General features: G+C 62.7%; 24 protein-coding genes, 2 pseudogenes and 1 riboswitch. Of the genes and pseudogenes, 16 read left to right on the top strand and 10 right to left on the bottom strand.

Annotated features, from left to right (window positions below):
* Positions 1 to 21 precede the first annotated feature (21 nt).
* The 4 genes and pseudogenes from NKG99_RS20025 to NKG99_RS20010 all read right to left on the bottom strand — a co-directional run bounded on the left by NKG99_RS20025 (position 22) and on the right by NKG99_RS20010 (position 2,347).
* Positions 22 to 1,131, bottom strand: coding sequence for a glycoside hydrolase family 25 protein (locus tag NKG99_RS20025; protein ID WP_352870405.1), 1,110 nt, complete (start codon positions 1,129 to 1,131; stop codon positions 22 to 24).
* Between the two features lie 134 nt (positions 1,132 to 1,265).
* On the bottom strand, positions 1,266 to 1,769 hold the full coding sequence (locus NKG99_RS20020) for a GNAT family N-acetyltransferase (RefSeq protein ID WP_352870354.1): 504 nt from the start codon (positions 1,767 to 1,769) through the stop codon (positions 1,266 to 1,268).
* Positions 1,766 to 2,053: a type II toxin-antitoxin system TacA family antitoxin gene (locus tag NKG99_RS20015; RefSeq protein WP_352626533.1), complete on the bottom strand. Its 288-nt coding sequence runs from the start codon at positions 2,051 to 2,053 to the stop codon at positions 1,766 to 1,768. The genes NKG99_RS20020 and NKG99_RS20015 overlap by 4 nt, the downstream gene beginning before the upstream one ends.
* 58 nt (positions 2,054 to 2,111) lie before the next feature.
* Positions 2,112 to 2,347: pseudogene (locus NKG99_RS20010) on the bottom strand (hypothetical protein).
* A gap of 187 nt (positions 2,348 to 2,534) precedes the next feature.
* Between NKG99_RS20010 and NKG99_RS20005 the strand changes: the two are divergent.
* Both NKG99_RS20005 and NKG99_RS20000 read left to right on the top strand, forming a co-directional pair.
* Complete coding sequence (locus NKG99_RS20005; protein ID WP_352870353.1) at positions 2,535 to 4,304, top strand: acyl-CoA dehydrogenase family protein; 1,770 nt, start codon at positions 2,535 to 2,537, stop codon at positions 4,302 to 4,304.
* A gap of 19 nt (positions 4,305 to 4,323) precedes the next feature.
* Positions 4,324 to 5,076, top strand: coding sequence for a crotonase/enoyl-CoA hydratase family protein (locus NKG99_RS20000; protein ID WP_352870352.1), 753 nt, complete (start codon positions 4,324 to 4,326; stop codon positions 5,074 to 5,076).
* Positions 5,077 to 5,085: 9 nt separating this feature from the next.
* On the opposite strand, the gene pdxH is transcribed toward NKG99_RS20000, so the two are convergent.
* Positions 5,086 to 5,703, bottom strand: a complete 618-nt coding sequence (gene pdxH / locus NKG99_RS19995) for a pyridoxamine 5'-phosphate oxidase (protein ID WP_352870351.1) — start codon at positions 5,701 to 5,703, stop codon at positions 5,086 to 5,088.
* A gap of 77 nt (positions 5,704 to 5,780) precedes the next feature.
* Between pdxH and NKG99_RS19990 the strand changes: the two genes are divergently transcribed.
* From NKG99_RS19990 to NKG99_RS19975, 4 genes are all read left to right on the top strand, one after another.
* Positions 5,781 to 6,242, top strand: a complete 462-nt coding sequence (locus NKG99_RS19990; protein WP_352870350.1) for an RT0821/Lpp0805 family surface protein — start codon at positions 5,781 to 5,783, stop codon at positions 6,240 to 6,242.
* Between the two features lie 261 nt (positions 6,243 to 6,503).
* Positions 6,504 to 7,433 (top strand): DnaJ C-terminal domain-containing protein, encoded by a 930-nt coding sequence (locus NKG99_RS19985; protein WP_352870349.1) that lies wholly within the window; start codon positions 6,504 to 6,506, stop codon positions 7,431 to 7,433.
* A 106-nt stretch (positions 7,434 to 7,539) separates the two neighbouring features.
* Positions 7,540 to 8,358, top strand: a complete 819-nt coding sequence (fabI, locus tag NKG99_RS19980) for an enoyl-ACP reductase FabI (RefSeq protein WP_128288839.1) — start codon at positions 7,540 to 7,542, stop codon at positions 8,356 to 8,358.
* A 42-nt stretch (positions 8,359 to 8,400) separates the two neighbouring features.
* Positions 8,401 to 8,988, top strand: coding sequence for a histidine phosphatase family protein (locus tag NKG99_RS19975; RefSeq protein ID WP_352870348.1), 588 nt, complete (start codon positions 8,401 to 8,403; stop codon positions 8,986 to 8,988).
* Between the two features lie 135 nt (positions 8,989 to 9,123).
* Here NKG99_RS19975 and NKG99_RS19970 read toward each other — a convergent pair whose 3' ends face one another.
* Complete coding sequence (locus NKG99_RS19970) at positions 9,124 to 9,384, bottom strand: DUF1344 domain-containing protein (RefSeq protein ID WP_352870347.1); 261 nt, start codon at positions 9,382 to 9,384, stop codon at positions 9,124 to 9,126.
* A 278-nt stretch (positions 9,385 to 9,662) separates the two neighbouring features.
* On the opposite strand from NKG99_RS19970, the gene aroC reads away from it, so the two are divergent.
* The gene (gene aroC / locus NKG99_RS19965) at positions 9,663 to 10,763 is read left to right on the top strand and encodes a chorismate synthase (protein WP_352870346.1); all 1,101 of its coding nucleotides are present in this window, start codon (positions 9,663 to 9,665) and stop codon (positions 10,761 to 10,763) included.
* Between the two features lie 115 nt (positions 10,764 to 10,878).
* Positions 10,879 to 11,979: a 3,4-dihydroxy-2-butanone-4-phosphate synthase gene (gene ribB, locus NKG99_RS19960; RefSeq protein ID WP_352870345.1), complete on the top strand. Its 1,101-nt coding sequence runs from the start codon at positions 10,879 to 10,881 to the stop codon at positions 11,977 to 11,979.
* A 44-nt stretch (positions 11,980 to 12,023) separates the two neighbouring features.
* Here the strand turns inward: ribB and NKG99_RS19955 are convergent, their stop codons facing one another.
* A complete protein-coding gene (locus NKG99_RS19955; protein ID WP_352870344.1) occupies positions 12,024 to 13,247 on the bottom strand; it encodes an MFS transporter in 1,224 nt (407 codons plus the stop codon).
* A gap of 120 nt (positions 13,248 to 13,367) precedes the next feature.
* Between NKG99_RS19955 and NKG99_RS19950 the strand changes: the two genes are divergently transcribed.
* Together NKG99_RS19950 and NKG99_RS19945 are read left to right on the top strand one after the other, a co-directional pair.
* Positions 13,368 to 13,976 (top strand): TetR/AcrR family transcriptional regulator, encoded by a 609-nt coding sequence (locus NKG99_RS19950; RefSeq protein WP_352870343.1) that lies wholly within the window; start codon positions 13,368 to 13,370, stop codon positions 13,974 to 13,976.
* Positions 13,977 to 14,317: 341 nt separating this feature from the next.
* Positions 14,318 to 15,301 carry a hypothetical protein gene (locus NKG99_RS19945; RefSeq protein ID WP_352870342.1) on the top strand — a complete coding sequence of 328 codons (984 nt, stop codon included), beginning with the start codon at positions 14,318 to 14,320 and terminating at the stop codon, positions 15,299 to 15,301.
* Positions 15,302 to 15,417: 116 nt separating this feature from the next.
* On the opposite strand, the pseudogene bluB reads toward NKG99_RS19945, so the two are convergent.
* Positions 15,418 to 16,035: pseudogene (gene bluB / locus NKG99_RS19940) on the bottom strand (5,6-dimethylbenzimidazole synthase); the annotation flags it as partial.
* 60 nt (positions 16,036 to 16,095) lie between these two features.
* Positions 16,096 to 16,275, bottom strand: a riboswitch (cobalamin riboswitch).
* A gap of 121 nt (positions 16,276 to 16,396) precedes the next feature.
* On the opposite strand from bluB, the gene NKG99_RS19935 reads away from it, so the two are divergent.
* From NKG99_RS19935 to NKG99_RS19910, 6 genes are all read left to right on the top strand, one after another.
* Entirely contained in the window at positions 16,397 to 17,323 is a 927-nt protein-coding gene (locus NKG99_RS19935; protein WP_352870341.1) for a histone deacetylase family protein, read from the top strand.
* A gap of 3 nt (positions 17,324 to 17,326) precedes the next feature.
* Positions 17,327 to 17,578, top strand: coding sequence for an exodeoxyribonuclease VII small subunit (locus NKG99_RS19930; RefSeq protein ID WP_027046614.1), 252 nt, complete (start codon positions 17,327 to 17,329; stop codon positions 17,576 to 17,578).
* Between the two features lie 109 nt (positions 17,579 to 17,687).
* Positions 17,688 to 17,954 carry a DUF2277 domain-containing protein gene (locus NKG99_RS19925; RefSeq protein WP_023759114.1) on the top strand — a complete coding sequence of 89 codons (267 nt, stop codon included), beginning with the start codon at positions 17,688 to 17,690 and terminating at the stop codon, positions 17,952 to 17,954.
* Between the two features lie 38 nt (positions 17,955 to 17,992).
* Positions 17,993 to 18,913 (top strand): pirin family protein, encoded by a 921-nt coding sequence (locus NKG99_RS19920; RefSeq protein ID WP_352870340.1) that lies wholly within the window; start codon positions 17,993 to 17,995, stop codon positions 18,911 to 18,913.
* Between the two features lie 144 nt (positions 18,914 to 19,057).
* A complete protein-coding gene (dxs, locus tag NKG99_RS19915; RefSeq protein WP_352870339.1) occupies positions 19,058 to 20,971 on the top strand; it encodes a 1-deoxy-D-xylulose-5-phosphate synthase in 1,914 nt (637 codons plus the stop codon).
* 142 nt (positions 20,972 to 21,113) lie between these two features.
* The gene (locus NKG99_RS19910; RefSeq protein WP_352870338.1) at positions 21,114 to 21,401 is read left to right on the top strand and encodes a hypothetical protein; all 288 of its coding nucleotides are present in this window, start codon (positions 21,114 to 21,116) and stop codon (positions 21,399 to 21,401) included.
* A gap of 106 nt (positions 21,402 to 21,507) precedes the next feature.
* Here the strand turns inward: NKG99_RS19910 and NKG99_RS19905 are convergent, their stop codons facing one another.
* Both NKG99_RS19905 and NKG99_RS19900 read right to left on the bottom strand, forming a co-directional pair.
* Complete coding sequence (locus NKG99_RS19905; protein ID WP_352870337.1) at positions 21,508 to 22,656, bottom strand: GNAT family N-acetyltransferase; 1,149 nt, start codon at positions 22,654 to 22,656, stop codon at positions 21,508 to 21,510.
* Positions 22,653 to 23,648 carry a sterol desaturase family protein gene (locus NKG99_RS19900; protein WP_352870336.1) on the bottom strand — a complete coding sequence of 332 codons (996 nt, stop codon included), beginning with the start codon at positions 23,646 to 23,648 and terminating at the stop codon, positions 22,653 to 22,655. Before NKG99_RS19900 ends, NKG99_RS19905 begins: the two co-directional genes overlap by 4 nt.
* Positions 23,649 to 23,821: the final 173 nt, after the last annotated feature.

Below are 23,821 nucleotides of genomic sequence, written 5' to 3'. Positions count from 1 at the left end.
GCTATTGGAGAGACGGGCAGTCTACCGCTGGCGGCGATCTATCTCGGTCGAAGCGGTGCTGAGCGGATCGGCGACGGCAAAGGCGGCGTTGAGTTGGGCGGGGGAACGCTGTTCGGTCCGCTTCCAGGCGACATACTGGACAATGCCGAAGCCCGGCCGTCGCGGCACCGTCTTCACGACAGGCATGTGGAAACCGTCGCGAAATTTCGTCCAGCGCGTGCCCAGCGCTGCCACCATCTCCTCGAAGGTCGGTGGTGCCGCTACCGACGCATAGGTGATGGTGACGTTGCCTGCGAGGCCGGCTTCGCGTGAGATCGGCAGCGGTATCGAGGCGAGATAGTCGGGCGGCACGTCGATGAGCCCACCTAACGGCCATTGCGCACGCAGCGTGGCGGCATCCGTCGGCGCGACATTGACGTCGATGTCCTTGGGCGTGCCGGCGACCCTGTAAGGGCAGCGAAACCTGCCGCAATTGGCCTGCGCCGAAAACTGCCACAGCGCGTAGCCCTGCCAGTTGCCCATCGGAAAATGCTCGTCGATGTCGTTGATGTAGCGGGCATACCAGAGCGGCAACCGCGACAGGAGCCTGTATCTGTAGCTGTTGTCGGCAATATACCGGGCCGTCTTGCCGTTGGTGTAGATGACCGGGAAGCGGCCGATGCGCCGATGCACCTGGCGCACGAATTCCTCGGCATCGTCGAGCGACATCCATTGCGAAGGATCATTGCCCTCGATGTCGAGAGCCATGAGATCGTCCGGCGCGGGTTCGGCGAAATCGAGGAAATTATTGGCCTGCTCGACCGGATTGCCGGGGCGGGCGAGATGATAGGCGCCCCATTTCAGGCCAAGCGCCTTGGCCACGACCCTGCGCGTCTGGAACAACTCGCGCGTCACCGCGTGGCGTTTCCACAGCGCCTTGCACAGTTTCACCTCGGTGTCGTCGCCGAAACAGAAATAGGGCGGCGGCATGCCGTCGGACGCCTTGTTGATGAAGCCGACCACCCGCTTGTCGGTGGCGAGCTGGGCCCAGTCGATGGAATTGTATTCGTAGGCGTCGACGACCAGGGCGCGATCAGCGTTCTTCCACGGCTCGGAAAAATCCGAGGCCTTTGCCGCCATCGACAGCGCCATCGTCGCCGCGAAAGCGAGAAGCGCTGTGCGGCGAAGGAGGCGCGCCGTCCTTTTCAAACAGGGGATCCCCGTTGATCAAAGACAAATCCTGAACCGCTATGGTTAAGGAAATGCTTTCAAGGCAATGCGGTGCGTCAGTCGAACAGCTTCAACGCCGTCGCTACCGATAGGAACATCGACAATGGGTGGCCTTGAAATGGCGTGAAACCATGTTTGCGATAGAAAGCCGCAGCCTTGTCGTCCTTGGCGTCGACGATCAGCGCGAAGCAGGCAGGAGCAGCTTGAGCGCAGCGCCGGAGCGCATCCACGATCAATATCGATCCAACTCGTTGTCCCTGATATCGGGTATCGACTGCCAACCTTCCGATCAATATGGCGGGCAGGACTGGATAACGCGGTAGGCGTTTTGTCAGGTCTTGTGGCAGCGAAGCTATGGGCACGCTTGACGCTGCAAGAGTGTAATATCCGGCAATGAGATCGACATCACGGTCTGCGGCGACAAAGCAGTTGCTGACTCGGCGTTTGACGTCCTGGCTCGCCTGCTCGCGTAGATAGTGGTCGAGTGCCAGCACGCCACAACTGAATGCCTTACGATCATACGATCCGCCCAGCGGCTCGATGATCAGGTCTAGACTCACCGGGATTCGACGACAAGTCGCTTGTAGGCGTCGGCAGCTTTGCGCAGCGCTTCATTGGGTTCGGGTGGATTGAGAATGGCTTCTACCAGAGCGTGCTGATCCTCGATGGACAGGCGGATGATAGCAGTCTCCTCAATGGTGCGTTGTGCAGCTTCCTGCGCTGCGGAGACCACGAAGTCGCTGACGCTGCGGCCCTGGATTTCGGCCGCACGTTTCACCACACTCAGCATATCCGGTGAGATCCGAGCTTCGAGACGGGCGGTACGGGTCTGTTGGTTTGGCATCACGATCACCTCTAAGACGATATGTACGGGTTTTGACCGTACATATCAAGCGCTGCGTTCAGCGTTGCGTGAATGGCTGAACCTCAAACGGGTCAGGCGCTGGTTCTTGCCGCAACGTGCCATCGGCCGCGCGTTTGCGGTGGTGGGCCAGCGAGCATTGCGGCGAGCACAATATGCCGCGATTCGACCAGTAGGCGGCGCCGTTCTCGATCTTGCCCTGATAATACCAGAATCCCTCCGACCGGTAGGGTAGGCGCATTCGATGCAGCGATAGGCGTCGGGTCTAGCGAGCATGAGACATCTGGGTCGATGGTTTGTGCTCGATCGAATCTAATGCATGCGGGCGCGATTGCAAAATCAGCGTGACAAAATTTGACGTTTACGTAAAAAGAAGAAGAGAGACTGACCAAAGGGCGGATGGTTTTGCAGCGGCACCGGCTCTAGGGTTGGCAGGGCCGATGCATCAGGAGGAGCGAGCGGCATGTATCAGGCACCGGTCGAGGATATCGCGTTCACCCTGAAGCACGTGTCGGGCATGAAATCCGCCCTCGACGCCGGCAGGTTCGGCGATCTCGGCGAGGATCTGGTCGATGCCGTCCTGGGTGAGGCTGGCCGTTTCGCCACCGAGGAGGTGGCACCGCTCTACAAGATCGGCGACGAACAAGGTGCGGTGCTGAAGGGTGCCGCCGTCACCACGCCGCCCGGCTGGAAGGAGCTCTATCGCCGCTGGATCGACGGCGGCTGGAACGCGCTCTCCGGGCCTGAAGCCTATGGCGGCCAGGCGCTGCCGACCATGCTTGGCGTGGCGGCGCTCGAAATGTGGAACTCCGCCGCCATGGCCTTCGGCATCGGTCCAACGCTGACCATGGGCGCGGTCGAAGCGCTCGACAAACACGCCTCCGAAGACCTCAAGGCAAAATATCTCGAAAAGCTCGTGTCCGGCGAATGGATGGGCACGATGAACCTGACCGAGCCGCAGGCCGGCTCGGACCTCAATGCCTTGCGCGCTCGCGCCGAACCGGCGGGTGATGGCACCTACCGTATCTTCGGCCAAAAAATCTTCATCACCTATGGCGAGCACGATTTCACCGACAACATCATCCACCTTGTGCTGGCGCGGCTGCCCGATGCGCCGGCCGGCACGCGCGGCATCTCGCTGTTCCTGGTGCCGAAATTCCTGGTCGGCGACGATGGCTCGCTCGGTGCCCGCAATGACGTCTTCTGTTCCGGCCTCGAGCACAAGCTCGGCATCCATGCCTCGCCGACCTGCACCATGATCTATGGTGACGGCTTCCAGGGCGCCAAGCCGGGTGCCGTCGGATGGCTGATCGGCGAGGAGAACAAAGGCCTCGCCTGCATGTTCACCATGATGAACAATGCGCGGCTTTGTGTCGGCATGCAGGGCGTCGCGGTCGCGGAAGCCGCGACCCAGAAGGCGATAGCCTATGCCAACGAGCGCCGGCAAGGCAAAGCGGCAAGCTACGCTGGTGCCGGCATGGCGCCCATCGTCCATCACCCCGACGTGCAGCGCAATCTCCTGACCATGAAGGCGCTGACGCAGATCGCGCGGGCGATCAGCTATTCCTGTGCCCACGCCATCGACCTGGCCCGCGTCTCGGACGGCGACGAGGCGGCGCACTGGCGCGACCGTGCCAATCTGCTGACGCCGCTGGCCAAGGCTTTCTCGACCGATGTCGGCGTCGAGGTTGCGTCGCTCGGCGTCCAGGTGCATGGCGGCATGGGCTTCATCGAGGAGACGGGCGCGGCCGCCTTCTACCGCGATGCGCGCATCGCGCCGATCTATGAGGGCACCAACGGCATCCAGGCGATCGATCTGGTCATGCGCAAGCTGTCGCTCGGCGGCGGCGACCATGTGCATGGTTATATCGATGAACTGGCAGCGGTGGCAGGAGCGGTGCGAACCTCGAACCTGCAGGGTTTCGGCCGCACCGCCGATGCTCTCGACGCAGCATTTGCCGATCTGACGCAAGCGACCCGCTTCCTGCAAAAACTGGCGGCCGACGGCCGCTCGGACGAGGCGCTGGCGGGTGCTACGCCCTATCTCAGGCTGATCTCGCTGGCCGCCGGCGGCGCCTATCTGGCGCGGGGCGCTCTTGCCGATCAAAGCCGTATTCCCCTTTGCCGCTTCTTCGCCGAAAACCTGCTCGGCGAGGTCAGTGCCTTGAAGGAGCGCGTCGTCGATGGCGCCGAGAGCCTCGCCCTAGCCGGCAAGACGCTCATTTCTGCCTGACGTTCACAAGGAAAACATCGTGACAGACCATATCCTCGTCGAGCGCCAGGGCGCCATCCAGATCATCCGCATGAACCGGCCGGACAAGAAGAACGCGCTGACGCGCGCCATGTATGCGAAAATGTCAAACACCCTGGCCGAGGGCGACGCCGATCCAGCGATCCACGTCCATGTGTTCCTCGGCGTGCCCGGCGCCTTCTCCTCCGGCAACGATCTCGCCGATTTCATGGTCGTCGCCACCGGCGGCGATGGCGGCACCGAGGTCTGGGACTTCCTGATGGCGCTGGCCAGGGTCGAGAAGCCCATCGTCTCCGGCGTCGACGGCATCGCGGTCGGCATCGGCACGACGCTCAACCTGCATTGCGACCTGACCTTCGCCACGCCGCGCACCGTTTTCAGGACGCCTTTCGTCGATCTCGGCCTGGTGCCGGAGGCGGGATCGAGCCTTTTGGCGCCGAGAATCCTGGGACAGCAGGGCGCGTTTGCGCTGCTCGGCCTCGGCGAGGGCTTTTCGGCCGAACGGGCGAAGGCCGCCGGCCTGATCTACGAGGTGGTCGAGGAAGCAGCACTTGAAGCCGCGGTGCTGGCGGCCGCCGGCCAGATCGCGGCCAAGCCGCCGCAGGCGCTGAAGATCGCGCGCGACCTGATGCGCGGCTCGCGCGACGATCTCCTCGCCCGCATCGGCGAGGAAAGCGAGCATTTTCGCGAGCGGCTGAAGTCGGATGAGGCGCGCGCGGCGCTCACGGCGTTCATGACGAGAAAGAAGGCCTGAGCCTCTCTTTCAGGGGTAAAGCCTCGTCTTGTCCCAGCCGCCTTTCGCATCGCGGGAAAAGACCACGCGGTCGTGCAGCCGGAACGGCCTGTCGTGCCAGAATTCGATCGTCCGCGGGACGATGCGAAAGCCCGACCAGTGCTTTGGCCTAGGGATTTCGCCGATCGCATGGCGCGCCGTGTATTCGGCCACCGCCTTCTCCAGGGCGAAACGGCTTTCCAGCGGTCGCGACTGTTTCGAGGCCCAGGCGCCGATGCGGCTGCCGCGAGGCCGCGTTGCGTAATAGGCATCGGCCTCGGCGTCGCTGACGATCTCGACCGGTCCGCGAATGCGCACCTGTCGGCGCAGCGATTTCCAATGGAAGCACATCGCCGCCTTCATGCTGCCAAGAATTTCCTGGCCCTTGGCGCTCTCGAAATTCGTATAGAAGACAAACCCGCTTTCATCGAACCCCTTGAGCAGTACCATGCGCACGTTCGGCATGCCGTCGGCGTCGACGGTCGCCAGCGCCACGCCGTTGGGATCGTTCATTTCGCTCTTCGTGGCGTCCTCCAGCCATGCGGCAAAGAGGCGAAACGGCTCCGCGGCCTCGGTAAAGTCACCGCTTGTTAACTCTGTGTCACTCATAGTTTTTCTCAATTTGTCACGAAGCCCAGAATTTTTTACGAAGCCCAGATTTTCAAGAAGCAGGGGGAGGTTGCCGATTGTCGCGTATCGCGCAAGCTTTTGACAGCAGGCAATGGGGCGTTATCGCTTCGGCCAGCACGAAAGTCGCGATCGTGGCGTTCGCCTTGCCGCTTGCCGCCTGTGGCGCCGGTGGCTTCAGCCTGGAAAAGGCCGAAGTCGACCGCTCGATCCTGACCAGCAGCACATCGGCCTCGGCCGCGCCGGCCAATTTGGATCGCGACTCCGACCAGACGACGATCGGCAACGCGGTGTCCTCGGCCGACATCGAGCAGCTCGGCGGGCAGGCCGTGCCGTGGGCCAATGCCGGTACCGGGTCACGCGGTTCCATCACCGGGCTGGCCGAATTGAAGGACAACGGCCAGACATGCCGCCGTTTCAAGGTCTCGCGCGAGAGCTTTGACGGCGTCGCCATGTTCGAGGGCGAACTGTGCCTCGCCAGCGCCGGCGGCTGGCGCATGCAGGACTTCAAGGCGCTCTGAGCTTGATCCGAGAGTCGATCGGGTCGGCTCGGTGGGTCTTTTCGCCGGCCGCTGCGTCGCCAATCTTGCCGATATCCCGATATCGGCTGCGATCGGCTCCTTCCGGACCGACAAAAATCCCTCGCCAATCCTCAACCGCCGACTTTCGGATCAAGCTCTGATTTTCCGCTTTTGATATGCTGCTCCAGCACTGGAATTTCTTCCTATGCGAGCGCATATAGGGGGCAACCAGAGACTCAACTCTTCTCCAGGGCAGTAAGCATGCGCGACCCCTATGAGGTGCTGGGCGTTGCCAAGAACGCATCGGCCAAGGACATAAAATCGGCGTATCGGAAACTCGCCAAGAAGCATCATCCGGATCAGAATCCGAATGATCCCAAGGCGAAGGACCGTTTTGCCGCGGCCAACCAGGCCTACGAGATCGTCGGCGACGAGAAGAATCGCGCCGCTTTCGATCGCGGCGAGATCGACGCCGACGGCAAGCCGCGATTCCAGGGCTTCGAGGGCGCTGCCGGTGGCGGCGATCCCTTCGGCGGATTTCGCCGGCAGCAAGGTCCGGGCGGTTCGCGATTCGAATTCCGCTCCGGCCGCCCGGGCGGCGATCCGTTCGACGGCAACAGCGACATCTTCAGCCAGATATTCGGCGATGCCTTTTCGGGCGCGCGCGGTGCCGGCACGGGCGATCGCCGTCAGCCGGCGACCGCTGCCGACCTGAATGTGACGCTCGACGTGACCATCGAGGAAGCGGCGACCGCCGAAAAGGTGACGGCGATGTTCCCTGACGGCCGCAAGGTGGCGGTGAAGCTGCCGGTCTATGTCGAGGACGGCCAGACCATCCGTCTGAAGGGGCAGGGCGAGCAAGGGCCAGGCCAGCCGGGCGACGCGCTGGTCAAGATCCATCTGCGCCGCCACCCGCGCTACCGCATCGAGGGCCGCGACCTGCACGCCGATCTGCCGGTGGCACTGGCGGATGCGGTGCTCGGCGCCAAGGTGCCGGTCGATACGCCGACCGGCCGGCTCGCGGTCAACATCCCTGCTTGGTCGAGCTCGGACAAGGTCCTGCGGCTGAAGGGCAGGGGCCTGCCGGAAAAGGCCGGCGGCCACGGCGATCTCTACGCCCATGTGCGGATCATGCTGCCGGAGGGCGGCGATAGCGCGCTCGAAACGCTGTTGCGCGGCCAAAAAGGCTGATCGACGGCTTTTGTCCCCTGAACTGTCCGGTTTGAGCGCTTGAAGGGGCTCTGTGCCTGTGCGATAGGGCACTCCACAAAGCAGAAACCTTGCGGAGAGCGCTCACATGGCGGGTGGACAGGGCCTAATGGCCGGCAAGCGCGGCCTTATTCTTGGCGTCGCCAACAACAGATCGATCGCCTACGGCATCGCCAAGTCGTGCGTCGATCATGGCGCCGAGATCGCGCTGACCTATCAGGGCGAGGCGTTCAAGAAGCGTGTCGAGCCGCTGGCGGCGGAATTGGGCGCTTTTGTCGCCGGCCATTGCGACGTCACCGATCCGGCGAGCCTCGACGAGGTTTTCGCCAATGTCGCCAGGCATTGGGGCAAGCTTGATTTCCTCGTCCACGCCATTGCCTTCTCCGACAAGGACGAGCTGACCGGCCGCTATGTCGAGACGACGCGCGACAATTTCCTGCGCACCATGGACATTTCGGTCTACTCCTTCACCACCATTGCCAAGCGCGCCGAGGCGCTGATGACCAATGGCGGGTCGCTGCTGACGCTGACCTATTACGGCGCCGAAAAGGTGATGCCGCACTATAACGTCATGGGTGTCGCCAAGGCGGCGCTCGAGGCCAGCGTGCGCTACCTGGCCGTCGACCTCGGCGCCAAGAAGATCCGCGTCAACGCCATCTCGGCTGGCCCGATCAAGACGCTGGCCGCTTCCGGCATCGGCGATTTCCGCTACATCCTGAAGTGGAACGAGTACAATTCGCCGCTGAAGCAAACGGTGACGCAGGAGGAAGTCGGCGATTCCGGCGTCTACTTCCTGTCCGACCTGTCGCGCGGCGTCACCGGTGAAGTGCATCACGTCGATTCGGGCTACCACGTCGTCGGCATGAAGGCGGTCGACGCGCCCGACATTTCGACGGTCAAGGACTAACCGCCAACCGTCGTCCGTCCCGATCCCGCACCGGAAGACTTGATGTATCCGCTGGTTTATATCGCGCGCCACGGCCAAACCGCGTGGAACGCCGAATTCCGGCTTCAGGGGCAGGCCGACACCGATCTCAACGCTCTTGGCCGCGAACAGGCGACCGGAAACGGCCAGCGGCTCGCCGGACTGGTCCAAAATTCCTGGGAATTCGACTTCGTCGCCAGCCCGATGAAACGGACGCGCGAAACGATGCAGCGGGTCCGCGCCGCGATGAAGCTCGATCCGGATGCCTATCGAACCGACCCGCGCCTCGTCGAAGTCAATTTCGGCGATTGGCAGGGATTTACCTTTGCCGAGCTTGAGACACGGTATCCCGGAGCGAGCAGGACGCGCGCGCTGGACAAATGGAACTTTCAGCCGCCGGGCAAAGGCGCGGAGAGTTACCAGATGCTGCTCGAACGGGTGGGGCCCTGCTTCGACGCGATCCAACGCCCGACGATCTGCGTGACCCATGGCGGCGTCATGCGCGCCTTGTTTCGCTTCGTTCTGGGACTGGCCGAGGACGAGGCAGCGAACCTGGACATACCGCACGATCGCCTGCTCAAGCTCGAAGGCAAGAGCCTGGAGTGGCTGTAAGCCACTGAATGCATGTTACCCAAAATGGGGGAATGACATGCGCAAAATCAATGACCCGAAGCGCGTCGCCTGAATCCGTTCGAACGCGACGCGCTTAGAGGTGCGGAACCATCGCTCCGATCTTGGCAGAAAGCCTTAATTCGCCGAGCTGTCCGGCAGTTCCATGTCGGTGACGACGTTTTCGCCATTGGTCACGTCGTAGGCGATGACGATGTCCATGCCCGGCTTCAGCGCGTCGAGATCGGTCTCGGCGTTCAGCTTGTAGGACTTGCCGTCATCCAGCGTCAGCGTCAGCGCGTCCTTGTCGACGTTCTTGATCAAGCCTTCGGTCTGGCCGGCGAAAGCGGCGGTGGAAAGCAGCAGTGTGGCGGCAACGGCGCCAATCAGGGTACGCATATCGTTCCTCTTTATCATTGCACCGGCATGGCGGCGGACGTTCAACGGCGGATGGAGCAGAGCAGAAACCAACCGAATGTGTCAAAACTAAATCCGCCAGATCACAGTTTGACCCCTGTGAAAAACGCCAATAGAAGGCAAGCTACAGCGCCGCGCGTCCTCTTGGACGTGCAAAGGACGCTGTAGCACTTTTGATTTTGCGCATGATCCTTTCCGAAAATCGCTCCGATTTTCGGGGTCATGCTCCAAGCAGGCTCCGATGCCGGGCAGGGTCATTTATGTCTCATAACACGTTCGGCCACCTTTTCCGCGTCACCACCTGGGGCGAAAGCCATGGCCCGTCGCTCGGCTGCGTGGTCGACGGCTGTCCGCCCGGCATCCGCTTTACTCAAGCTGACATCCAGGCGGAACTCGACAAGCGCCGGCCGGGACAGTCACGTTTCGTGACGCAGCGTCGCGAACCAGATGAAGTGAAGGTTCTGTCCGGCTTCATCCTCGACGAGGACGGCGAGACGATGATCACCACCGGCACACCGGTCTCGATGCTGATCGAGAATGTCGACCAGCGTTCAAAGGATTATGGCGAGATCGCTCGCCAATACCGGCCCGGCCATGCCGATTACACCTATGACGTCAAATATGGCGTGCGCGATTATCGTGGCGGCGGCCGCTCCTCGGCTCGCGAGACCGCGGCGCGCGTGGCGGCCGGCGCGCTCGCCCGCAAGGTTGTGCCCGGCGTGGTGGTGCGCGGCGCGCTGGTGTCGATGGGGGAAAAATCCATCGACCGCGCCAACTGGAACTGGAATTTCCTCGGCGACGCGGAAAATCCGTTCTTCACCCCCGATCCGGCTTCCGTTCCCGTCTTCACTAGATATCTCGACGGCATCCGCAAGGCTGGCTCCTCGGTAGGTGCGGTGATCGAGATCGTCGCCGACGGCGTTCCAGCAGGCCTCGGCGCGCCGATCTATGCCAAGCTCGACCAAGACATCGCGTCCGGCCTGATGTCGATCAACGCGGTCAAGGGCGTCGAGATCGGCAACGGCTTCGAGGCCGCCCGCATCACCGGCGAGCAGAATGCCGACGAGATGCGCATGGGCAATGACGGCAAGCCGGTGTTCCTGTCCAACAATGCCGGCGGCATCCTGGGCGGCATCTCGACCGGCCAGGCCATCGTCGCCCGTTTCGCCGTCAAGCCGACCTCGTCGATCCTGACGCCGCGAAAGTCGATCGACAAGGACGGCCACGACGTCGAGATCATGACCAAGGGCCGCCACGACCCATGTGTCGGCATTCGCGCCGTGCCGATCGGCGAAGCAATGGTTGCCTGCGCGATTGCCGATCACTATCTGCGTCATCGGGGACAGACAGGAAGGGAATAGGGAATAGTCAGTAGGCAGTAGGCAGTATGTTGGATTGTCTACAGAGACAGTCTTTTCCCTACTCCCTACTCCCTACTCCCTACTCCCTACTCCCTACGAGCGAAGCGAGTTTTTCATGCCTTACGACCAGAAGAAAATCGTCGAAGCCCTGCGCGCTTTCGAACGCGGCGAGATCGTTGTCGTCATGGATGATGACGGGCGCGAGAACGAGGGTGATCTGATCGTCGCCGCCGTCCACTGCACGCCGGAAAAGATGGCGTTCATCGTCCGCCACACGTCCGGTATTGTCTGCACGCCGATGCCGCGCGAGGAAGCAAAGCGGCTCAACTTGCAGCCGATGGTCGCCGACAATGATTCGGCCCACACCACTGCTTTCACCGTCAGCGTCGATTTCAAGCATGGCACGACTACAGGCATTTCGGCCGACGACCGCACGCTGACCGTGCGCAACCTTGCCAACGGCAATGTCGGCGCCTCGGACTTCGTCCGGCCCGGCCACATCTTCCCGCTGATCGCGCGCGAGGGCGGCGTGCTGATGCGCTCTGGCCATACCGAAGCCGCGGTCGATCTCTGCAAGCTCGCCGGCCTGCCGCCGGTCGGCGTCATTTCCGAGTTGGTCAATGATGACGGCACCGTCAAGCGCGGCCCGCAGGTGCAGGCTTTCGCCCAGGAGCATGGCCTGAAGCAGATTTCGGTCGCCGATCTCATCGCCTACCGGCAGCGCAAGGAGACGCTGGTCGAGCGCGTAGCCTGCTCCGAAATCGACACGCTCGGCGGCAAGGCGCAGGTCTTCACCTATACGCTGCCCTGGGACTCCATGCATCATGTCGCGATTGTCTTCGGCGACATCCGCGACGGCGAGGACGTGCCGGTGCGCCTGCATTCAGAAGATGTCGTGACGGATGTGTTCGGCACCAGCCACCGGCTCGACGCCATCATGAAGGCGATGGGCGAGCGCCGGCGCGGCGTCATCGTCTATCTGCGCGAAGGCTCCGTCGGCGTCGCCCATCAGGAGCGCAAGCGGCCGGCGAGCGGCGACCGCGAGGATCACGAAGAGGCGCGCCGCCGCGAAAACGAGTGGCGCGAGATCGGGCTCGGCGCGCAGATACTCAAGGATCTCGGCATTTCCTCGATCAACCTGATCGCCTCGCGCGAACGCCATTATGTCGGCCTCGAGGGCTTTGGCATCCATATCGCCAAGACCGAGATTCTCTGAGCCTCCGGCCGACAGAGCCCGGTTTCAAACCGGGCGCCCGTCGATCATTCCGCCGCAATCGCGGTGGCTTCGCATCCGTCCAGTTCGCACTCCTGAGTGGCAAGGCTGCGCTGCCCAAGCAGCACGGTGGCCAGTGCGATTGTGCCTGAAGCCACCGAGACCCAGAACCCGTTCTGGGCGCCGAACACGTCCACCACCGCACCGGCGGCGAAGGACCCGATGGCCATGCCGACGCCGATCCCGGTCATCACCCAGGTGATGCCTTCGGTCAGCATCGCTTCCGGCACATGCCGCTCGATCAGGCCGAAGGCGGTGATGAAGGTCGGCGAGATCGCCACGCCGCTGATGAATACGGTCAGCGCCAGCAGAGGCACGGTGTCGGCGGTGAGCGGCAGCAGCGTGCCGAGCGCGACGAGGGCGACTGCGATGGCCAACTGGCGTTGCAGCGGCGCTTTCAGGTTGAGCGCGCCGACGACGATGCCCAACACGAACGATCCCAGCGCATAGACGCCGATGACGAGGCTCGCGGCCCCCGGTTGGCCAAGCTCCTTGGTGATCGCCACCGTGCTTACTTCGGTCGTTGCAAACGTCGCGCCGATGAAGATCAGGGCGAAGGTGAGGATCTGCACCGGCCGCAGGCGGATTGCCGAGCCGCTAGAGCCCTGTTCCACCGGTTGCACTTGCGGCTCGGTCGAGCGCTGCAGGATGAAGGCGGTCGAGCCGAAGGCAAGGAACAAGGTGCTCACCAGCATGCCCGCTTCCGGGAACAGGGCGGCACTCAGGCCCACCGACAGCGATGCCCCAGCGATATAGACCAGCTCGTCGGCTGCCGACTCGAAGGCGAAAGCGGTGTTCATCTGCGGCCGCCCGCGGAAAATATCGGTCCAGCGCGCGCGCACCATTGCCGGGATGCTGGGCATCGCGGCAGCCAGCAGTGCCGACACGAACAGCGTCCATACCGGCCAGTCCTGATTAGCCGCTGCCATCAGGACGGCGAAGGCCAACACGGAAATGATGGTGGTGGGCACTACGATCCGCGTCTGGCCAAGGCGATCCACCAGTCTTGATATCTGCGGCGCGAGGAAAGCGTTGGCGAGCGCGAATGTCGCGGCGACGGCGCCGGCCAGCCAATATTCACCGCGCGTCTGCGACAGCATTGCCACGATGCCGATCGGCGCCATGGCGATCGGTAGGCGCGCTATGAAGCCTGCGGCGGCAAAGCCCTTGGTTCCGGGGGCACGAAAGATCTCCGCATAGGGATTTTGCATGGGTTGGTTCCTCGACAAAGCACGATTCGACAATTACATACGGTGCGTATGAATATCAAATAAAGCATACGCCGCGTATGTCAATTGGCATACGGCACGTATGTTGGTAGGGCCAGAGCCATGCACAAACCTCGCAAGGAGATGATTGCCGAGACGCGCGCCAAGCTGATCGCGGCCGCCCGCCATGCCTTCGGCACGGTCGGCTATGCCGAAGCCTCGATGGATGACTTCACTGCCTCAGCCGGGCTGACGCGCGGCGCGCTGTATCATCACTTCGGCGACAAGAAGGGACTGCTGCAGGCGGTTATCGCCGAAATCGACGGCGAGATGGCGGCACGCATCAATGAGGTCGCGTCGAGAGCGCCGACCCGCTGGCAGCATTTTGTCGACGAATGCACGACCTATATCGAGATGGCGCTTGAGCCGGAAATCCAGCGCATCATGTTCCGGGATGGCCCGGCCGTTCTCGGGGATCCGGCACAATGGCCGAACGCCAATGCGTGCATCGCTTCAATGACCAGCCATCTGACGGCGCTGCAGGAGGAGGGAGTCGTCGTCTCCAGCCTCGACCCCGAAACGGCCTCGCGGCTGATCAACGGCGCGAGCAGCCAGGCGGCGCAACGGATCGCCAATTCGAACGACCCCGAAGCGACCTCGAAGAAAGTGGTGACGGCGTTCAAGCAACTGCTCGAAGGCCTGCTCAAAAAGCCGGGTTCGCAATCGAACTGAAATCCCATCGGTGGCCCGGCGCCACGGTAGGGCTTCGAACTCAGGTTAATAAAAGACCTTACGACAGCCAGTTCGGCGGTGCCGGCAGCTTTCACGATAGGAATTTTTTCTTGATTCCATGACCTCAGCTATGGTACATATTCGTCCATGGTGCTGATTTGCGCCAGTGACCCGCCGCACAGGCGGGTTTTTCGGTTGATGCTCCGTCAGCCAACGCGCCGGCGAAGGCTGCGAAGGAAACCCGTTAACCCGAGTTCGTTGCCCGGGCGCCAACCCGGCAATTGACAATCGCCGGGTTGGGTCCATCCTCTTTCACCACCTCTGAGGGGGAGATTCGGGGCATGTGGGATTTCGATATCGGCGGGTCGGTGTCCATAATGATGCGGACCTGGCCGTTCATTGTCTTTCGCATGATCGTCTATTTCGGCATCACGCTGGCCTACATCATGGCGACCGGCACGGGCGCTAGCGTCGGCTATGGCGTCGGCCACATCTCCACCGATCCCGACGGGCCGATGTCCTTTGCCTTGTGGGGCGGGGTGGTCGGTTTCGGCATCGTCTCGATCGCCGTCTACTGGATCCGCGAATACATCCTCTATGTCGTCAAGGCCGGCCACATCGCCGTCATGGTCCATCTGATCGACGGCCGTGACATTCCCGGCGGCCAGGACCAGATCGCCTACGCCAAGGATATCGTCACCCAGCGTTTCGCGGAGGCCAACATCCTTTTCGTCGTCGACCAACTGGTCAAGGGCGCCATCCGCGCCATCACCGGCCTCATCGGCGGCATCGCCGCCTTCCTGCCGATCCCGGGCCTGGGCGGCTTGATCTCCTTCATCAACACGGTGATCCGCCTGTCCCTGACCTATGTCGACGAGATCATCCTCGGCTACAACATCCGCATCAATTCGTCCTCGCCGTTCGAGACGGCGCGCCAGGGCGTCGTGCTCTATGCCCAGAACGGCAAGGTCATGGTCAAGAACGCCGTCTGGCTGGCGGTCATCATGTGGGGCGTGTCCTTCGTCATCTTCCTGCTGATGCTGGCGCCTGCCGGCGCCATTCTCTTCCTGATGCCCGGCCAACTCGCCGGCTGGGCCTTCGTGCTCGCCATCGTCTTCGCCTGGGCTTTCAAGGCGGCGTTCATCGAACCCTTCGCCATCGCCTGCCTGATGCAGGTCTATTTCAAGACCATCGCCGGCCAGGTGCCCGATCCCGACTGGGACGCCCGGCTGGCCGAGGCGTCGTCGAAGTTCAGGGAGCTTAAGGATAAGGCGCTGGCCTCCTTCGGCGGCTCGCGTTGGGGCACGGCCGGCGCGACAAGCTGATCGGCGAGGCTCGCCGGCGTGGCAGCAACGGTGTTGAGGCGCGCCACGGTCGATTTGAGCAACGCTTCACCTTGCCCGGAAAAAACCTCGCTCATGATCAGTTCCGGCAACGGCAGCCGCCGTCCCCAGCCATGCGTTTCAAGGTCCGGCTTTGGCGCGAACTCCGAGACACGGCCGACGCAGAGATAGGCGACCGGGGTCACATGCTCCGGAATTGACAGCAGGCCTTTCAGCGCTTGCGCCTCGATGATGCTGACCCAGCCGACACCGACGCCTTCGGCGCGCGCCGCCAACCAGAAATTCTGCACCGCGCAGACCGTGCTGTAGAGGTCCATCTCCGGATTGTGCCAGCGTCCCAGCGGCGAACCTTCCGAGCGCTGCCGGTCGCAAGTGATGCAGATGTTGAGCGCGCTTTCGCAAATGCCTTCCAGCTTGAGTTTGCGGTAGAGCGCCTGGCGCTCTTCCTCGATGGCCGGCAATTCCTGCTCGCGCGCCGCCAGGAACAGGTCGCGCACCTTTTCCCGTCGTTCGGCATCGCGAATGACGATGAAATTCCAAGGCTGCATGAAGCCGACCGACGGCGCGTGATGAGCGGCAAGCAGCAGCCGCGCCAGCACCTCATCGTCGAGCGCGGTGGGCAGGAAGTGGCTGCGCACATCACGCCGCGTGAACATGGCGCGATACACCGCATCGCGCGCATTCTGCTCAAATCCGTCGCCAACAAGAACGGTCATGGTTTCCGGCATCGCTTGTCCCCTTGCGATTGCAATCAATGCCATCCGCCTGACCATGCGGATGACGATGCCTGCCAGGCCGGTCTTCTGGCTTGGGATCAACCCGCGTCCGGTGCCTTCCCGTCATCGACAGTGGCACATACCGGCGCGGTCCCCCTTACAGCGTTGGGCACGCCACGGAGTTCAACCGTGTTCCCGATTCTCCCGCTTGCGGCGGGCACCAGGCAGTGCCACCGACCTTACTCCGAAGCGCGGACGACGCCAATGCCTGCAGCGACGCGAATGGACGCAGGCGCGATTTTCCCCAATCATCGGCCGCCCGTGCATGGCCTTTGTCGATCCGGGTCACTAGATTAGGACGATGGCTACCCGTCTCTATACCCATCCAGTCTTCCTTGAGCACCTCACGCCGCCCGGCCATCCCGAGCGGCCGGACCGCCTGCGCGCCATCGAGCGCGTGCTGGACGACGAAGCTTTTGCCGCGCTCGATCGTATCCAGGCGCCGGAAGGCGACGAGGCCACCATCCTCTATGCCCATCCCGCCGATTTCGTCGCCCGCGTGCGCGCCGCCATTCCCGACGAGGGAATCGCCCGCATCGACGCCGACACCACCGCCAGCCCGAAGAGCTGGCAGGCGGCGATCACCGCGATCGGTGCGGCCAACGCCGCCGTCGACGACGTCTTTGCAGGCCGCGCCGACAATGTCTTCGTAGCCGCTCGGCCGCCCGGCCACCATGCCGAAAAAACCACGTCGATGGGTTTTTGTCTGTTCAACACCGCGGCGATCGCGGCGCGTTATGCGCAGAAGAAGCATGGTGTCGAGCGGGTTGCCGTCGTCGACTGGGACGTGCATCACGGCAACGGCACGCAGGATATTTTCTGGGACGATCCGTCGGTGCTCTATTGCTCGACGCACCAGATGCCGCTCTACCCCGGCACCGGCGCGAAGAACGAAACCGGCGCCGGCAACATCGTCAACGTACCGCTGGCGCCGCAGACCGGCAGCGAGGTGTTTCGCGATGCCTTCCTGTCGCGCGTGCTGCCGGCGCTCGACAATTTCGCGCCCGATCTGATCATCATTTCGGCCGGGTTCGACGCGCATCACCGCGATCCGCTGGCCGAGATCAACCTGACCGAGGACGATTTCGACTGGGCGACCGGCCAGCTGATGCAGCGCGCCGCGCGTCACAGCGGCAACCGGCTCGTAAGCCTGCTCGAGGGTGGCTACGATCTGCAGGGATTGGCATTTTCGGTCGCCGCCCATGTCGGGCGACTGATGAAAGGATGAATGATGGCCGGTGAGACCAACGAAGATGTCAAGGCGATGAGCTTCGAACAGGCACTCGACGCACTCGAAAAGATCGTCGATGATCTTGAGCGTGGCGACGTGCCGCTCGACCAGTCGATTAAGATCTATGAGCGCGGCGAGGCACTGAAAGCGCATTGCGACCGGCTGCTGAAGGCCGCCGAGGACAAGGTCGAGAAGATCAGGCTGTCGCGCGATGGCAAGCCGGTCGGAACGGAGCCGCTTGACGCGGATTGAGGCGGTCCGAACGGTGGTCTTGCCTCACCGGCTTTTGGACATGATCATGATCGAGGATAGAACGCGTCCCGATTGAAAGCGCTCCAGGACAAGAGGAGATACGGAAGCGATGTGCAGAAACATCAAGACCCTGTTCAATTTTGATCCGCCCGCTACCAACGACGAAGTCCGCGACGCGGCACTTCAGTTCGTCCGCAAGCTGAGCGGAACGACGCGGCCTTCGAAGCAGAATCAGCATGCCTTCGACCACGCGGTCGAAGCCATCGCGGCATCGGCGCGCGAACTGCTTGATTCACTCGAAACCCATCAGCATCCGCGCAATCGCGAAGAAGTGGCGGCCAAACTAAGGGCGAAATCGGCGATCCGGTTTGCCTGATACGTCCAGGCTGCCTCTGGCGCTGACGAGGAGAGTTCATGAGCTTTTTCCCGGGGAAAGACCCTGAAGTCGGCGACGCCTTCGCCAGCGACCAGATCGAGCTTATGGTCATCCCGAATGCCAAGGACATTGGCGGTTTTCAGGTGCGCCGCGCCCTGCCGACCGCCAAGAGGCGGTTGGTTGGACCGTTCATCTTCTTCGACCGGATGGGCCCGGCTATCCTGCGCGCCGGGCAGGCGCTCGATGTCCGTCCGCATCCGCATATCGGCCTGTCGACGGTCACCTATCTGTTCGACGGCAGGATCAGGCATCGCGATTCACTCGGCACCGAAATGGTCATCCAGCCCGGTGACGTAAACCTGATGACCGCCGGCCGCGGCATCGTCCATTCCGAGCGCACCCCCGAAGAACTGCGCGGCGCACCGATGTCGATTTCCGGCTTGCAGACCTGGTTGGCGCTGCCGGACGGCAAGGAAGAAGTAGCCCCGGTTTTCGAGAACACCGCGGCACTACGGCTGCCCGAGATCGACGCCGAAGGCGTCAGCGGGCGCATCGTCATAGGTGATTTCCAGGGATTGCGGTCCCCGGTCAGGGCCGACTCCGAGACGCTTTATGCCGACCTGCGCCTTGCGCCAGGCGCCGGCGTGAAGATCCCGGCCGATGCGGAAGAACGCGCCATCTACACACTGGAAGGAGAGGTCTCGATTTCGGGCGACATTTTCCCGGCCGAACGGCTGCTGGTGTTTCGGCCCGGTGACGAGATCGTCGTATCGTCGCGGACCGGCGCGCATTTCATGCTGTTCGGCGGCGCTTCGCTCGGCTCGCAGCGCTACATCTGGTGGAACTTCGTCTCATCGTCGAAGGAACGCATCGAGCAGGCCAAGCAGGAATGGAAGACGGGACGCTTCGATATTGTTCCTGGCGATGAGGAAGAGTTCATTCCGTTGCCGGAAAGCTGATGCGTGTCGCCTAAAGGTGGCCCCGGTTTTGGGCGAACGGCGTGCATCAAAACAAAAACCACGGCCTGATCCGCGTCACTGACATGCATTTACATTCTCCGGCCGGCGGCCTATTTCGCCAATGAACAGAAAGCCTGGGCACCCGTGAACGCAACGCCGCATACGCCGCTTCTCGACAAGGTCCGCATCCCGGCCGACCTGCGCACGCTTGCCGAAAGCGAGCTGCCGCAATTGGCAGCCGAGCTTCGCGCCGAGTTGATCGACGCCGTCTCTCACACCGGCGGCCATCTTGGCGCCGGCCTTGGCGTGGTCGAGCTGACGGTGGCGCTGCACTATGTCTTCAACACCCCCGATGACCGGCTGATCTGGGATGTCGGCCACCAGGCCTATCCCCACAAGATCCTGACCGGCCGCCGTGACCGCATCCGCACATTGCGCCAGGAAGGCGGCCTGTCGGGCTTCACCCGCCGCGCCGAGAGCGAGTACGATCCCTTCGGCGCCGCCCACTCCTCGACATCGATTTCGGCTGGCCTCGGCATGGCCGCTGCCCGCGATCTCTCCGGCGGCCGCAACAATGTCATCGCCGTCATCGGCGACGGTGCGATGTCTGCCGGCATGGCCTATGAGGCGATGAACAATGCCGGCGCGCTCGATGCGCGGCTCATCGTCATCCTCAACGACAACGACATGTCGATTGCGCCGCCGACCGGCGCGATGAGTGCCTATCTGGCGCGTCTGGCCTCGGGCAAGGCCTATATCGGCCTGCGCGACTTCGGCAAGAAACTGACGTCCTATCTCGGCAAGCGCGCCGACCGTGCGATCACAAGGGCGGTCGAGCATGCACGCGGTTACGTCACCGGCGGCACGCTGTTCGAGGAGCTCGGTTTCTATCACATCGGCCCGATCGACGGTCACAATCTGGAGCATCTGATCCCGGTCCTGAAAAATGTCCGCGACAATGGCGAAGGCCCGGTGCTGATCCATGTCGTCACCCAGAAGGGCAAGGGCTACGCACCGGCGGAAGCCGCCGCCGACAAATATCACGGCGTCAATAAGTTCGATGTCATCACCGGCGCGCAGGCCAAGGCGCCGGCCAACGCGCCTGCCTACACCAAGGTGTTCGCAGAAAGCCTGGTTCAGGAAGGCCGCGAGGACGACCGCATCGTCGCCGTCACCGCCGCCATGCCGAGCGGCACCGGCCTCGACCTGTTCGGCGAAGCGTTTCCGTCGCGGACATTCGATGTCGGCATCGCCGAACAGCACGCGGTGACTTTCGCCGCCGGCCTTGCCACCGAAGGCTACAAGCCGTTCGCGGCGATCTATTCGACCTTCCTGCAGCGTGCCTACGACCAGGTCGTCCACGACGTCGCCATCCAGAAATTGCCGGTGCGCTTTCCCATCGACCGCGCCGGATTCGTCGGCGCCGATGGCGCGACCCATTGCGGCGCCTTCGACACCACTTTCCTGGCGACCTTGCCGGGTTTCGTCGTCATGGCGGCGGCCGACGAGGCGGAACTGCGCCACATGGTACGGACCGCGGCGAGCTATGATGAGGGCCCGATCGCCTTCCGGTATCCGCGCGGCAACGGCATCGGCGTCGACATGCCGGAGCGTGGCTCGGTTCTCGAAATCGGCAAGGGCCGCATCGTCAGGGAGGGCACCAAGGTGGCGCTGCTGTCCTTCGGCACGCGGCTGCAGGATTGTCTGATCGCCGCCGAGGAATTAGGTGCCGCCGGACTTTCCACCACGGTCGCCGATGCCCGTTTCGCCAAGCCGCTCGATGAGGATCTGATCCGGCGGCTGGCCCGCTCGCATGAGGTTCTGGTGACGGTGGAGGAGGGCGCCGTCGGCGGCTTCGCCAGCCACGTGCTGCAGTTCCTCGCCCATGAAGGTCTGCTGGAAAGCGGCCTGAAGGTGCGTCCGCTGGTGCTGCCCGACGCGTTCACCGACCACGCCAAGCCGGAAAAGATGTACGCCGATGCCGGGCTAGACGCGGCCGGCATCGTGCGCACCGTGTTCGTCGCGCTCGGTCATACAGTTCGCGCTCAGCGCGCCTGAATCAAAGCCTCAACGAATAAGTTAGCCGAACCGCGACCTTAACCCATTGTTTACGCTGCAATTTGGCTTTTCGCTTACCGTGTCTCTTGGCCGTTTTTCAACGACGCCCTGCTAGATCGTTGATCAGGCAGGGAGACGACAAATGAAAACGCTTCTGTGCGGCGTAGCGCTTTGCGCCGTCATCGTCGCGCCGGCCGCCGCCGAGACGCGCTATGATCGCAGCCTCGAAAAGGCGGCCATGGGCATTGTCGCCGGCAAGATGGGCGATATTCGCGGCGGCTTTTCCTACAAGCAGGTGCCGCAGCTTGTGGTCGTGCCGGGCGTAGCGCCGGCGGCCGTGACCGAACGCCCACTCGAGGAAGCCACGGGCAAGCCGGATGACGGTCTGTCGCCCGCCGTGGAACGGCAGGTTTCCCGAACCATATTCTAATTCTAAGTTCCAATGAGACCAGTAAGCCTGGGAGCCGCTTAGCAAGGTATGATCGGCATCGGTTTCCGGCCGATGCCTTTTCATTGTCCCAGCCGCCATGCCGGCGTTACTCCTCCGCCAGTTCCGCTCGTTTCGACGGTTTCTCCGAGCGCCATGATTTTGTGGCGTGGTGGGCCCGGTCGGCCAAGGCAGCGAGGCGCCCGCGCAGGCTCCGCCCGCCCATCACCGACGACAAGGTCACCGAATGCGTCGAAAAGCGGCGCTTGAAATCCTCGCCGCCGCAGAGAAAGTCGACCGTGGTCAAGCCCTGGTCTAGCGACCACTGGATATAATCCATCATCAAGACCATGCCCGGTGAGGCTCGCTCGAAGGCCGGGTCATAGGTCGTGACGAAAGCCATCATCGTTCCATGCTGCTCGAAATTGATCGAGACGGCGATGATCGCATCGTCGCGTTCGAGCACGAAGATGCGCAGCAATCCGAGCCCGGCCAGGACGGAGACCAGTGCCGCCAGAGCTGTGGAGCCTTCGTCGAAGAGGTCCGACGCGCGGCCGTGCTTTGCCAACCATAGCCGCTTCAGCGCCGCGACGCGCTCGAGCACCGGCTCGCGGTCTTCGTGCGCATCCATCAGCCGGAAGCGCAGCGCGCCGCCTTCCTCCATGAATTTGTGGCCACGGCGATAGTTTTGCCGGGTTTTTTTCGATTGGCTTTCGAACCATTGCGCGCCGTCTTGCCAGGTGCCAACGACACGATAGCTGATCTCGCTGCGGTGGTTTGGCTGCAGGATCGTGCCGCGGCCTGGGACGGCGGGATCGAGCAGGGCTTGGAACCGGGCATCCGGCAACAAACGATTCAAATAGACGAGGTCGAAGCCGCCATCGTCGAGAATGCGTTGCCAGAGCTCCGGCAGGATCTGCGGATCGCAGTCGGGGGCGAGCAAGACATCGCCATAGTCGCAGTGATCCTTCGCCGCCCATTCTAGGATGCGGATGCCGGAGCGCTTGAAGGTCGCGAGCGGAATGACGGCCACGAGCCGCTCGTCGCTCCAGACCAACCCGATCCTGAGGCCGCGCCGGTCCTGATGCGGCGTCGTGCGCCACCAGGCCGAGATCCAGTCCGGATGCTGGAAAACGAGGCCGCCGGCGCGTTGCCAGAGCGCCGTCCAGGCGGGCGCTATTTCCGCCAGGCGCGCGGCCGAGGTCGCGACCTCGATCCGGTGCGTTCGCGGCAGCCGGCACACGACAGGCCCGTTCAAGGCTCGCCCCTTTGCGGCAATTGCCGTGGCTCGGGCTTGTCGGTGCGGAAGTGTCTGGCGATCTGCCGCCACATCCGCTTCAGCGGCAGGATATAGAGGCCTGCGAGCGACTGATAGTCGCGCGCGTTGCGTTCGATCAACCCGAACTTGAAATCCTCGTCCGGTCTGGGGACGCATAGAGTTCCGAACAGCCGGTCCCAGAACGAGAAGAGGAGCCCGAAGTTCTTGTCGTAATGACGCGGGTCCGTGCTGTGGTGCAACTGATGCCAGTGCGGACACAAGATCAGGTTGTTCAACGGCCCAAACGAGATCTTGAAATGCGTGTGCCTGACGAAATCCATCATCAGGATGTTGCGTATGATGTAGACGTTGACGCCGAAGATCGTCAGTTCGACGAGGTTCAACGCGACCAGCGACCAGATGCCGAAGCAGATGCCGGGAATGACGCCATCCCAGGCCCGGTTCATCAATTCGTCGAGCGGGTGGACGCGATCCTTGGTGATGCCGACCATCACCTCGGCCGAATGGTGCACCTTGTGCAGTTCCCAGAGCACCGGATAGCGGTGCTGGGCGACGTGATAGAGATAGTACGAAATGTCGTAGGCGAGCAGCATGGTGATGGTGAAGATGGTCACCGTCACTGGCCCTGCCGGGCCCTCCACAAGGGGCGGCTGGATCGCCAGGAGCGTCGAGAGCAGCCAGTTCGTCGCATAGCCGACGGCGCTGACGAAGACGATGCCGGCAGGCAGCATGAGGAATGGCATCAGGGCCTTCCTCGTCACCCAGAACAAAAGGTCAGCCCTAGCCGAGGGATGAGTGATCACCTCGTGCGGGATCGCGAACTCGAAGAATTCTTTCCAGCTCTTTTTCTCGACCGTGCGCCAATAGGCGACGAGAGCGCTGAGCAAAGCGGTCAGCAACAGAAGTCCGGTCGCCAGCAGGCCAGCACCGGAAATCCGATCAAGCACCTTGTAGACGATATCGCTGGCCATTTCCAAGGTTGCCGCCTCTTCATTCCGTTTTGCGGGCTGTCGCAGTCATAACATTTAAGTCCTCAAGCAAATGCGACAAAAATAGGTTAACGATCCATGAGATTTCTGGAACTCGGGACAGTGGTCCGCAAAACGGCGACGCCTGGTGCTTCGGCAACCACGCGCGCCACCGC

Origin of the sequence: Mesorhizobium sp. M1409 (assembly GCF_040317535.1) — a bacterium.
Lineage (GTDB): Bacteria > Pseudomonadota > Alphaproteobacteria > Rhizobiales > Rhizobiaceae > Mesorhizobium.
The sequence above is the reverse complement of the archived record's forward strand: the minus strand, read 5'-3'. Positions and strand labels throughout refer to the sequence as shown.